Consider the following 12,144-nt stretch of genomic DNA (forward strand, 5'->3'; position numbering starts at 1 on the left):
GGCCAAGCCCGGTCGATGATCTCCCGCATCGCGCTGTCGCGCTGCCAGCTATTCTCCCTGATGAAACGATTTCGGCGAGACCGGAGTTTTGCCACCGCGACGTTGCGGTTGCGAGAAAGAGGGGAGGCATTAGCCATCATCTGCTGTCCTAGCTTACAGAAAAGAAACATTTATAGATCTTAATTAGCGCAAATAGATTATCTCGCAATGAAATTCACGAAATTGAGGCAGAGCATAAGTGAAGAGTGCGCTCATCTCGGCACCTAAATTGTAGCAGCTGCCTCGACGATGCGATCCGAGGGGCGAAGCAAAGAGATGCTCTTGCATGTGCTAGGCAACGAGGTAGGTGAAGGTTACTTTCACGCCGCCAGATTAAAGGCGCAAGAGCGAGACGTTGCATTTTGCAACGTCTCGACAGTTAAAGCAGGTCTACGGCGGCTCTCATCGCAGAATTTTAAGATTTCCACACCCTGGCGCCATTATCGACCTTAATTCCATACGATATTCCGGTTCAGATCCTATCATTCGACAGGCCAAGGAATCCAACATAGCGCTGCACCTCACCGCCGTCGGCGTTTCTGTACGGGCCATCCACTTCGGCAGCACCCCGTTGGCCTTTGGTTTCATGTCTGCGGCGGAGATCCGCATGTTCCTCATGTAGCCGGTGCTCTAGTCTAGCGTATGCGCGACAGCGAGCCGGCCAGAGGACTGACCTGCAAAGGAGGCTTGCTCTTCTTCTAAAGCGGCTACATTTGTAGCAACGACCATTGCTACAAATGTACAAGCTTCAGGAGGCCTAAAATCGCTCGGACCCGCTTCGTCTCGTATCTACGGGTGAGCACCGCCAAACAGGGACAGAGTGGCCTCGGACTTGAGGCTCAGAGGAAGGCGGTCGCGGATTATCTTAGCGGCGGCAGCTATGCCCTCACTGCAGAAGTCGTCGAGATAGAAAGCGGGAAGCGCTCCGATCGGCCCAGGCTTGAAGAAGCGATGCGCCTGTGTCGGCTCCACGAAGCCGTCCTGATCATAGCCAAACTCGATCGGCTAAGCCGCGACGCTCACTTCCTATTGGGCCTTGAAAAGGCAGGGGTAGATTTTCTGGCAGCCGACATGCCCTACGCCAACCGTCTCACTGTGGGCATTATGGCAGTGGTGGCTGACGAAGAGCGGAGAATGATCTCCAAGCGCACAAAAGAGGCTCTTGCCGCCGCCAAAGCCCGAGGCGTCAAACTTGGGGGCGACCGCGGAAACCTTGCGGCCGTTGCCGACAGAGGCCGCGCTATCAGCCTCACAAAGCGACAGCAAATTAGCAGAAGGCGCGCGGCCGACCTGTCGCCGATAATTAGGAAACTCAGAGCTGAGGGCGCGTGCACATCTCGGCAAATCGCAGCTGGCTTAAACGCCAGCGGCATTCAAACAGCGCGTGGTGGACATTGGCACGCCATCCAAGTCGACCGCGTGATGGCTGCATCCGATAACCTGAGCGATGCGTGAAAGGGAGAGACGGAACAGAAACCTAACAAATTGCATGTTATCTGACGTTCTGGTCCAACGCCCTTGTCCCGCATTCTGACGGCTCCTCGATCGGGCCCGCTGCAATACGATCCCATCCTCGACACTCGATCTGCGGCAAAGTCCAAAGTCCCAACTTCGACTTACAACCAGCAGGCAATGCCATTCTACCGGCCAACCATGAATGAGCTTGACGGCTCAGCAGTATGGATAAAAGAAGCCCGACCTATCGCGATATCGGCACGAGGTTGATCATGTGGGCCATCAAGCGAGCCGGCTGGAACGAGATGGTGCAGGTTCGGGAAAAGGTGGTTTTCACGAAGGGCCGCATCGTCGTTCGCGGCAAGCTATTGGCACGTGGCAAGGCGAAGACGGCATTATCGGCCTCCGGAGATGCACCTATGTGCGAGGTCGAACAGAACGGGCGTTCAGCGATAAGCTTTTTCGAAAGCTGCATGCGCCCCGGTCCCAAGAAAGTCTTCTGAGCTTAAATTTCAGAGATCATTAATATGCAGGACGACCATGATCCTAATTGACCATTGCGCTGGACAATTAGCCGTGAGACGCTGGGTGACGCGAAAATTAAGGTGATCCTCATCACTTCAGCCACTCTCTGAAGTGATGAGTGAGAACGGCGCGCGCTGACATTTGGATATCGGACGCTGCAATTATTATTATCAGATACATATCTTGGTTTAATACTTTTCTGGATGAGTGGCTCCGCGACTTGCCCCAAAGGATTCATTCTGCCGCGAATAACGTGGAACCGCAGAGCCAGCAGCCGAAGCGGCCCCGCCCATGTATTATCAACCGCTGCTCGGCAATCACCGCCCCGGCGATCGGGAAAAGATCGTGACCGGTCGAAGAAGGTGGCCGGGGAGCGGTGCGGTCAGTCGTCGACTGCCGATATTGGTAGCGTTGGCCATCGCCGTGCTCGGGTTGGCGCTCGCGAGCTGTATCGGATTCTGGGTGCTGCATGGAAATAGGACGCTAACAGCCGCCCGTTTCGATGCCGTTGCGACACAGGTCGCGAAGCAGGTCGCGGACCGGATGGCCAAGTATGAATATGCACTCCGCGGCGCCCGCGGCGCGGTGATCGCGACCAACGAGACCGGCATTACTCGCCGCGCGTTCCGCAACTATGGTTTGTCCCGCGACATCGCGCTTGAGTTTCCCGGCACACGGGGCTTCGGGTTTATCCGCCGGGTACTGCCCGATCAGGAGACTGCGTTCATCGAGCGTGCGCGTCGCGACGATTATCCGGCCTTCGCTATCAAGCAGATCGCGCCCCACGCGGGCGAAAAATGGGTGATACAGTATATCGAGCCGATGGCTGATAACAGCGAGGCGATCGGTCTTGATGTCGCGTCGGAGGCCAACCGCCGCGATGCTGCGCGTGCGGCGATGCTGAGCGGCCACGCGACGCTTAGCGCGCCGATAACGCTGATGCAGGTCGGCGGCGTCGGGTTCCTGTTGTTTCTCCCGGTCTACCGGCCCGAAGCTCCGATTGCGACCCCTGTCGAGCGTGAGCGCGCGATCATCGGGTGGACGTACTCGCCGCTCGGAATTGCTGGAGTGCTGGCGGATATTGATCCGGAGGGCGCTGAGTATGACGTGGCCATTACTGATACTGGCTTCGATGGGGCCGGACCATTTTTTTCAACTGGTCGGCTCACAAACGGCGGCGACCTGAACCGATCCGTAGCCATCGCTCTCTTCGGCCGCACCTGGTTGGTCAACGTGATTGCGAGACCGATCTTTGTCCCGAACCTCCACCTTTCTTCGCCAATCCTCGTAGCAATCATCGCATTCGTACTGTCGTTGATACCGGCCGGCATCATCTATGTGAGGCTAGCAAGCAGTCGACGCGAATTCTTAAGCGGCGTCGTTAAGGCGCGCCTGGCCGCAATCGTCGCCGGTTCCAATGACGTCATCATCGGCAAGACATTGGACGGGACAGTAACCGATTGGAATCCGGCGGCCGTGCTCTTGTTCGGGCTCTCGGCCGAGGAAGCGATCGGGCGCAAGATCGCCGCGTTGATCGTACCGCTTCATCTCCAGACGGAGGATGCCGAAATGCTGGCGCGTCTTCGCAACGGCGTGCCAACCCCCAATCTGATGACACAGCGGTTGCGGCGCGACGGCACAGTTGTCTCGGTCCAGGTCAGCGCGTCCCCGATTTACGATCTCCACGGCACCGTCGTCGGTGCCGCGACTACGGTTCGCGATGTCAGCGACCGACTTGCGGCCGAAGAGAATATCCGCTTGCTCAACGCCACGCTCGAGCAGCAGGTCATCGACCGGACGGCGCAGCTTCAGAAATCGACGGTGTTGCAGACTGCCATCCTGAACTATGCCGGCTATGCCGTGATTGCCACCGATTCCGAAGGAACGATCACGTTGTTCAACCCCGCCGCCGAAGAGATGCTCGGCTATGCCTCTGAAGAGGTGTGCGGCAAGGCGTCGCCCGCGATCTTCCACGATTTGGACGAGATCGGGGCCCGCGCGGCGGCGCTGTCGGAGGAGTTCGGCGAGACGATCGAGCCAAGCTTCGACGTCTTCATCCACCGCACCAAGCGCGGCCGGCCGAACATGGAGACCTGGACTTACGTGACCAAGGCGGGTCACCGGTTACCAGTACAGCTCAATATCAGTTTGTTGCGGAGCGAAGAAGGAGAGGATCTCGGTTTCCTCGGCATAGCAAACGACATGACCGAGCAACTGAAGCGCGAGTCGGCGATCAAGGCCGCCAGGGCTGCCGCCGAGCGTGCAGACGCTGCTAAGTCCGAATTCCTTGCGACGATGAGCCACGAACTGCGGACACCTCTGAACAGTGTCATCGGCTTTTCCCGGTTGATGATTGAAAGCAAGGAACTCAGCACGCCGGGACTCGAACGCCAAGCCCGGCTGATCCACGACTCGAGCCGAACACTGCTCGCGGTTGTCAACGACATCCTCGACGTATCAAAGTTTGATTCGGGGCAGTTCGACCTCGATCCGCGCCCTTTCTCACCGAGGCACATGGTCGAGAGCGCCGTCGAGATGCTCCGCGAACAGGCGATGGCTAAAGGCCTGCGCATCGACGTCGAAATTCCGGAGTCACTACCGACGATGCTAATTGGCGACGACGGGCGCCTAAGACAGGTCCTGGTAAATCTGCTCGCAAATGCGGTGAAATTTACCGCGCAGGGCAATGTGCGCGTAAGCGTCGAGACGGGCGCGACAGCAGATGGCAAGGCCCCACTGCGGATCAACGTCATTGATACGGGCATTGGCATTCCGCAGGTCAAGCACCACCGGATGTTCAAGCGGTTCAGCCAAGCCGACGGATCGACCTCGCGCAATTATGGCGGCACCGGATTGGGACTATCGATCAGCAAAAGCCTGATCGAAATCATGGGCGGCACGATCGGTTTCGAAAGTGAAGACGGTAAGGGATCGACCTTCTGGGTCACCCTCTCGCTACCCATCTCTGACAGTGAAAGTCTTCCATCGCCGTCTGCCGCAGACGCACTATGCAGCGATGGAAGGCCACTAAAGATCCTTCTGGCGGAGGATAACGAGATCAACCAGGAGGTGGCAATCGCTTTCATCGGCCGGTGGGGTCACCGCGTCGATGTCGTCTCGGACGGCGCCGCGGCAATCGACGCCGTTCAACACGGCGATTACGACTTAGTGCTGATGGATGTCCAGATGCCTGTCATGGACGGTGTGGAGGCGACGAAGCGGATCCGCGCTTCTTCGGGTCATTATGCTCGTATCCCGATTATCGCGATGACCGCCAATGTTATGGACGACGATTTGTTACGGTTCAGGACGGTCGGCATGAATGATCATGTTGGCAAGCCATTCGATCCGCAGCAGCTGCGTTCTGCAATCGAGCGCCAGCGACCCGCGGCCGCCCGATCCGGGGTCGATCCCGATGCCTCCGACGACGCACCGCCTGCGCAGCCGTCGCCCATATCCCCCGGATCGACGCTAGCGCAGAAATATCGCATGCGACGGGACGCCTCGGAGGAAATGCTCGTCACACTACGCGCCGCCCTCGACGAGGACCCCGTTGAAGAAACGCTGCGCGAAATCAGTGGTATCGCGCACAAGATTGCTGGGATCGCCGGAATGTTTGGAGAAGGCGACCTAGGCGAAATAGCTTCCAAAACAGAAACCCAGATCGATATCGCAAGGATGGCACCCGGCGACGTCGGCGCGCTACGCGCTGCCATCGCTGAGTTCGACAAGCTCATCGCAGCGTTCGCGGCAGGGCGTTGACCATTGCGGCAAATCAATGAGTTTCGCGGCATCCAGACGACGATGTGGTGCGCATAGTCATTGAAGATAACGATCCGATCGCCGGCGAAATCGCCCGCGACGCGCTGATCTTTCTGTCGATGCCCAATGTGCGTCACTGACATGCAATACCCGGCTGCTCGGCCCAACATGCGGTGCACTGGCGAGCAAGGCCCTGGACGTGTGCATGATGTTGTATGATCTGCTGGCCTCGCTTCAGAGGGGCTTTACACAAGAAGCCCTCGCAGCGACAACAATGCACGAGGCGCTGCTAGTCAAGGCTGCGAGACAGAAAATCTGCGGGGGACTTAAATCATAACTTAACTTACAGTTTTAATATTTTTTGGAAAATAGACATATGCAAGGAATTGTATTTATTACCGTCGCTGCATGTGTCTGCTTGAATCGTGGGCTCACAAACGGGTGTCAAGAAATGGTAAAATATCGGATTCTGCATGTAGATGATGACCCCGATATTCGTGAGATCGCGGTGATGTCGCTGGAGCTCGACCCCGATTTCGAAGTTAGAAGCGTTGGCTCCGGCGCAGATGGGGTGACGACAGCTGCCGCTTGGAAACCTCACCTTGTAATTCTGGACATGATGATGCCCATTATGGACGGACTTGAGACCTTCCGCGCCCTTCGAGCCAACGATGCCACCTCGGCAGTTCCAGTGGCTTTTATGACGGCGCGAACGACGGCTTCTGACCAGGATGACTTCAAGGCTCTCGGCGCTGTGGGTGTGATACGCAAACCGTTCGATCCGATAAGGCTCGCGGGCGAAGTCCGACTATTTCTCGACTGAAAACGATTAACGACGAAGGTTTCTTAAATTTCGCGGCGCAAACTGCGTGAAATCAATGACGTATGCAGTGACGACCGGAACCATTCAATGAACACCCTGTGGCAGACGCTGCTTGCAAATCTAGCGCTCATTTCGCTCCTCGTTGTCACATGCGACATCGTCGGTCAATGGACGGCTCCCCTCTCGAAAACGCTTCAAGCGGTAGTAATGGGCGTCATTTTCGGTGGTGGAGCCATCGTATCGATGGCAACGGCAGATGTCGTTTTCGGTTTTGTTTTCGATCTCCGCGCGCCATTGATCGGTGCGGCAGCTTTGTTCGGAGGAGTTCCAGGTGCCATCGTGGCTGGGATCGGCGCCCTCGCCTACCGTTTCCATCTTGGCGGCATCGGCGTAATGGCGGGGCTCCTAGACATCTCTATTACCTGTGTGGTCGGGGTTGTAAGCTATCGGCTTACCAGTGAACGCCGACCGGCGATCTGGGTAATCGTTTTTTTCGGCGTTGCCGTCGCGCTAGGTAGGCTTCCCGGCTATATGCTAGTTCCCGCCGATCTACGATTGACGCTACTACTAAATACCGGCCCTGCCATTGTCGCCGTTACATTTGTAGGCTCGCTCTTCATTGCCATTGTGCTCCACTGGCAGAAGCATCGGCGCGAGTTGTCGGCGGAAAACTCCGTCTTACGCGCAATGGTGCGCGAACTGCCTGACTGCCTCAACGTGAAGGACCTCGATGGACGCTTTATTGTGGCCAATCCGGCGACAGCCGTCTTCATGGGAGCAGGCTCTGTAGCCAGTTTGATCGGTAAAAGCGATTTCGACTTTTTTCCGGAAGAGATGGCGGCTCAATACCGTGCCGATGATCAAAAGATGCTCGAAGACGGCGCTGTGCATCGAATAGACCAGCGCGCTAGTTTTTCCGATGGCCGTGACGGATGGCTGTCGAGCCTGAAGGCACCCTTGCGCGACGAGAACGGGCGGCTTGTCGGCATCATTACATACAATCGCGACATCACTGACATCAAACGCGTTGCCGAGGCGAAATCGGAATTCATTGCCACCGTCAGCCATGAGCTTCGGACCCCGCTAACTTCCATCCGGGGGTCTCTGGGGCTCATAGCGGGAGGCGTCGCGGGTCAACTGCCGGAAAAGGCGTCGAAACTCATCAAGATTGCGTACGCAAATAGCGAACGTCTCGTCCGTCTCGTCAACGACATCCTGGACATCGAGCGTATCGAGGCCGATCGAATGCCTTTACGTATGCAGGCGACCGTGCTCGCGTCATGCATGGAGGAGGCCATTGCCGCCAGCGCCACTTTTCAGCCTGAGCGCGGCGTAACGATCGCGTTGATTAATGATGCACCTGACGTTGCTGCCCTTATTGACCCAGACCGCCTACAACAGGTCATGGCCAACCTTCTCTCCAATGCGATGAAATTCTCGCACATCGGAGGGATCGTTGAAGTTAAGCTCGAACGAGCAAAACCTAGCTCGGTGCGGATCTCTGTTTCCGACCATGGGACAGGAATTCCAGAAAACTTCAGGGGGCGGATTTTCGGCAAATTCGAACAGGCGGATGGATCTAGCACTCGCGAAAAGGGCGGCACCGGTCTCGGCCTTAGCATCGTAAAAGCTATCGTCGAGAGACTGGGCGGGACGATCGACCTTCACTCGAAGCTTGCCGAAGGAACGACGGTTTTTATAGACCTGCCGGAATATGAGATCGCCGGCAAGGCAGCGGTGGACGGAGGTTTGCCAGCAAAGGCAGCCTACGAAATCTAGGCCGCTCCGTTTCTTCTCCTCGCTGCTAGTGTCAATGAGAAGGCCTGGATCACGCTCCATCAGCCAGCCCACCGACACTGCGTCTCCTCCGCCTTAGCAGTCAGCGCATGCTCAAGGCGATCAGCGGCCGCCTTATGCATTGGGTCTCAAAAAGCTCTTTGCTGATGCTCGGTCTTCCCCCATACCGGTCGCGCTCAATCGCTTAAATTGACGTGATGGGAATTGTACTCGTCCAATCGCAGCTTCATGTCAGCGCTTATGGGTCGTTAATCCATCGACAGTAAAATCACGTAGGTGCGCATTTATGAGATATTTAGGATTATTATTCATATTAATGAGGCCTATTAAAGCTACAGGCAATATTAGGATGAGTTAATTAGCAATGAACATGCGCCGCAACATTGCCGTAGCGATTGTTGATGATGATCAGCTTTTTGCAGATTATGTTGGTCTGAACCTCGATTCCGAGCTCGGCATCCGCGTCCTGAAAATGTCAAGTGAGATCGAATTGAACGACGCGCTTGCGCAGTCGAAGCTGGATTGTGTAATCCTCGACTTCGACTTGGGCTGCGACAACGGTTTGGTCATCGCCCAGCGCCTGAAGGCAAAGTTTGCCAGCCCTCCTCCCATCATCATGCTGACCGGTGTGGGCAGCGAGCGGATGGCTGTGAAGGCCTTTCGCTCGGGCTTCAGCGACTACGTGTCGAAGCGCAACCTCAATCTCGGCGAACTGGTCACCGCAATCCGCGAGGCCGTGGCTCATTGGGATGCGGAGACCTCGGAGCGCTCGGAGATCGACCAACTGAAGCTCCAGTTGACCCACGATCGAGCGACCGGAATGCTCAGTGCCAGCTCGATCGCCGCGAAGCTGGACCGGTTGACGAGGGAGCAGCGACCCTTCGTCGCTCTTCGTGTCGAGATTGCTGGTTTATCCGATATCTCGAGCCGAGTGGGACACGCCGCTACCGAAAATGTCGTTCGGCGTTTTGCTGAGCGTGTCAAGCAGGCGGCCGCCAATGACGACCTAGCCGGAAAATCCTCGGACGACAGCTTCGTCTACATAGTCGAGAAGCAGCTGGATGATCTCCAAATCGAAGCTTTGAACGCCAGTTTGACTGCGGCACTTACCTTTTCCGTAGCGCTCGAGACGACAACAATACGCCTTGAACCGCAGATCAGTAAATATGTCCACGAGGACGAGAGCTGCAAGCTTTTGGAACTGACCGCGTTACAAGCTCCCCTCGCCAGTACGGAGAATGTCACAACCTCTTCTGCGACCGCGGGCAGCTCTCCTCACGCGGCAGCTGCGGGAACATCGACCTCCTTGCGTCCCAACATAGAGGCTGCGAAGCAATCGCGTGTCGACGAGCGCGAGAACAACCGCGCCGAGCGTCGGCAGCGGGTTCTCAAGCGAGCAAAGATCGTCGATGCGGGGCTGAATATCTCGATCGATTGCACGGTGCGCGACATTTCGTCGAAAGGGGTCCGGCTGCGGCTCGACAGCTATTTTGCGCCCCCCGATCACTTCAAACTGATGATCGTTGGCTCGGGAACCGTCCAGCCAGTGCGACTCGCTTGGCAGATCGGCGACGAACTAGGCGTTCAGTTTGTCGGACCAGCGGTGCCGATATGAACGGCTCAAAAGCGGAGGAATTTGAGCTGAAGGTTAACGAGCTCAAGCGACACTTCGGCGTAAGGCTGCAGGACAATGCAGAGGAACTTAAGGCGCTGATCGTTGACCTTTCCGGGGGGAGAAATCGAGCCGGCTGCCGCGAAAGGATCCGGCAACTCGGCCACTCACTCGCGGGCGTCGCAGGAACGTTCGGCTTCGGCAGCATTTCCGACTCCGGGGCAAATCTCGAGAACGCAATCCTTGACCATCAGGCGGACGCGACGATATGTGCCCTGGCGCAGTCGACGATCGAGCTCGTCCGAGCCGAAATGACCGCCCCATGATCACCGGCGCCACCCATCTGACGGAAACGCGCGCCGGAGCGTCGGATGCTTATGCTGAAAAGCAAGCTGGTACCGCGCGCAATGTATTTGTGTTGGAGGCCAGCCGATCGAGTTCGGCAATCGCTAACGTCGTTTTCGGACTGGGCTACGAGCCGCGTGATGGCTCCGATTATCTGCCAGAGTTAGGCGGATTTGCTGCTGTTATCGACGTTCGAGCAGACCCGGACCTCGTCTTAGCCGCACAGGTCGCGCTGACATGTCGCGTCGTTCTTGTCGCGCCGGAAGCCGACTTCGCGCTCCGCCTTGCTGCGGCCCGTGCCGGGATCGACGCAATCGTCTGCTGCCCGGTCGATCCGGTTGAACTCGGTTCCTGGCTCGAGGATTTCGACCAGAGCACCGAGCCGGTCCTCAACATACTCATCGTCGACGATGACTCTCTTGCCGCGGAATTCTACGCGCTGGCCCTGCAGCAGGACGGCATGACCACCCATATCGTTATCGATCCGAGCGCGGCGCTGAACAAGATCGCCGAGACTTCGCCGGACCTCGTGCTCCTGGACATGCAGATGCCAGACGTCGACGGATTGGAACTCGCCCGTATCATTCGCCAGTCACGGCGCCATCTGTCGTTGCCGCTGATTTTCCTTTCGGCCGAAAAGAACGAAGCTCGCCAACATGGGGCCCGCAGTATCGGCGGCGACGACTTCATTACCAAGCCGATCGATCCGCAACGGCTGGCGGCAATCGTCCGCATGCGCGCCGGGCGCGCCATCCTGCTGCGCAAGGCGATGGAACGCGACAGCTTGACCGGGCTGTTGAACCACGCGCGCTACAAGGAGCGCGTCGCTGCCGAGTTCGAGCGGTCGCGGCGAACTGGCGCCTCCTTCTGCGTGGCGATGATCGACATTGATCATTTCAAACGGATTAACGATACCCATGGACACCAGATCGGCGACAGGGTGATCCAGACCTTGTCGCAAGCCCTCGTAGGCGGACTGCGACAGGTCGATGTCGTGGCCCGTTACGGTGGAGAGGAATTCGGCATCCTTCTGGTCGACACGCCGGCAGAGGCCGGAAGATCGGTGATTGAGCGCATCAGACGAAGTTTCGCCGACACGCCATTGATGGTCGGTAATACCGCCTATCCGCTGACTTTCAGCGCCGGCATCGCCGCCAGCCGCGGGGCTGCGGACGTCGAGTCGCTGCTGGGGGCAGCGGACGCTGCCATGTACACTGCGAAACATGCTGGTCGAAATAACGTTGTCCTCGCCGCCTCCGACCCGGAATATTGAATAACAGCTGTAAAACGCTGCTTATTCATTTAGAAGCCCGGCAGGACAGCTAAATAGTATCGCTAATAATAATTTTTTCAACAATACAAATGCAACCCCTCCCAAAGCACTTCGATAATAATTATAATTTTACCGGCAATGTTGTAACGGCGGAGGAGGCAGGCGCTACTTCTGCTTCTACGCCCTCACCGGTCGGGCGACGTCGTACCTCGCGCCGCTCGCCGCCGCCGGCCTCACGGCTGCGGCGTCAGTCCCCGGCGATCCGGCGACGGCGGCGCACATAGACATTTCGGCGCTGATTGCCTTCATGGTGGGCTTTGCCATTCTGCTCGCCACGCCACGCCACGTCACGCCACCGGCCGCACGCCATGGCGCATCCTCGAAATTAGCGGCCGTGATGCCATGCATTCCTTTACGCTTGGCGTGTTCACTGTTCGGCAGTCGCTGCGTGGCGCTGGACCGTCGGGGGAGTCGGTCGGGCCTGCCCGACGGCACGGGACGGGACGACGGCCT

At 57.5% G+C, this 12,144-nt stretch carries 8 protein-coding genes; all 8 read left to right on the top strand.

Features of this window, described 5'->3' with window-relative positions; translation table 11 throughout:
• Positions 1-801: 801 nt before the first annotated feature.
• The 8 genes from ACZLZY_RS24530 to ACZLZY_RS24565 all read left to right on the top strand — a co-directional run bounded on the left by ACZLZY_RS24530 (position 802) and on the right by ACZLZY_RS24565 (position 11,631).
• Complete coding sequence (locus ACZLZY_RS24530; protein WP_472936599.1) at positions 802-1,494, top strand: recombinase family protein; 693 nt, start codon at positions 802-804, stop codon at positions 1,492-1,494.
• 272 nt (positions 1,495-1,766) lie between these two features.
• Positions 1,767-1,997 (top strand): hypothetical protein, encoded by a 231-nt coding sequence (locus tag ACZLZY_RS24535; RefSeq protein ID WP_472936600.1) that lies wholly within the window; start codon positions 1,767-1,769, stop codon positions 1,995-1,997.
• A gap of 313 nt (positions 1,998-2,310) precedes the next feature.
• The gene (locus ACZLZY_RS24540; RefSeq protein WP_472936593.1) at positions 2,311-5,781 is read left to right on the top strand and encodes a PAS domain S-box protein; all 3,471 of its coding nucleotides are present in this window, start codon (positions 2,311-2,313) and stop codon (positions 5,779-5,781) included.
• 451 nt (positions 5,782-6,232) lie between these two features.
• Positions 6,233-6,604 (top strand): response regulator, encoded by a 372-nt coding sequence (locus tag ACZLZY_RS24545; RefSeq protein WP_472936594.1) that lies wholly within the window; start codon positions 6,233-6,235, stop codon positions 6,602-6,604.
• An 87-nt stretch (positions 6,605-6,691) separates the two neighbouring features.
• On the top strand, positions 6,692-8,383 hold the full coding sequence (locus ACZLZY_RS24550; protein ID WP_472936595.1) for an ATP-binding protein: 1,692 nt from the start codon (positions 6,692-6,694) through the stop codon (positions 8,381-8,383).
• Between the two features lie 388 nt (positions 8,384-8,771).
• Positions 8,772-10,016: a response regulator gene (locus ACZLZY_RS24555; protein ID WP_472936596.1), complete on the top strand. Its 1,245-nt coding sequence runs from the start codon at positions 8,772-8,774 to the stop codon at positions 10,014-10,016.
• Positions 10,013-10,339 carry an Hpt domain-containing protein gene (locus ACZLZY_RS24560; RefSeq protein WP_472936597.1) on the top strand — a complete coding sequence of 109 codons (327 nt, stop codon included), beginning with the start codon at positions 10,013-10,015 and terminating at the stop codon, positions 10,337-10,339. The genes ACZLZY_RS24555 and ACZLZY_RS24560 overlap by 4 nt, the downstream gene beginning before the upstream one ends.
• Positions 10,336-11,631 carry a diguanylate cyclase gene (locus tag ACZLZY_RS24565; RefSeq protein ID WP_472936598.1) on the top strand — a complete coding sequence of 432 codons (1,296 nt, stop codon included), beginning with the start codon at positions 10,336-10,338 and terminating at the stop codon, positions 11,629-11,631. Before ACZLZY_RS24560 ends, ACZLZY_RS24565 begins: the two co-directional genes overlap by 4 nt.
• Positions 11,632-12,144 lie beyond the last annotated feature (513 nt).

Source organism: Mesocryomonas lacus, from assembly GCF_055730135.2.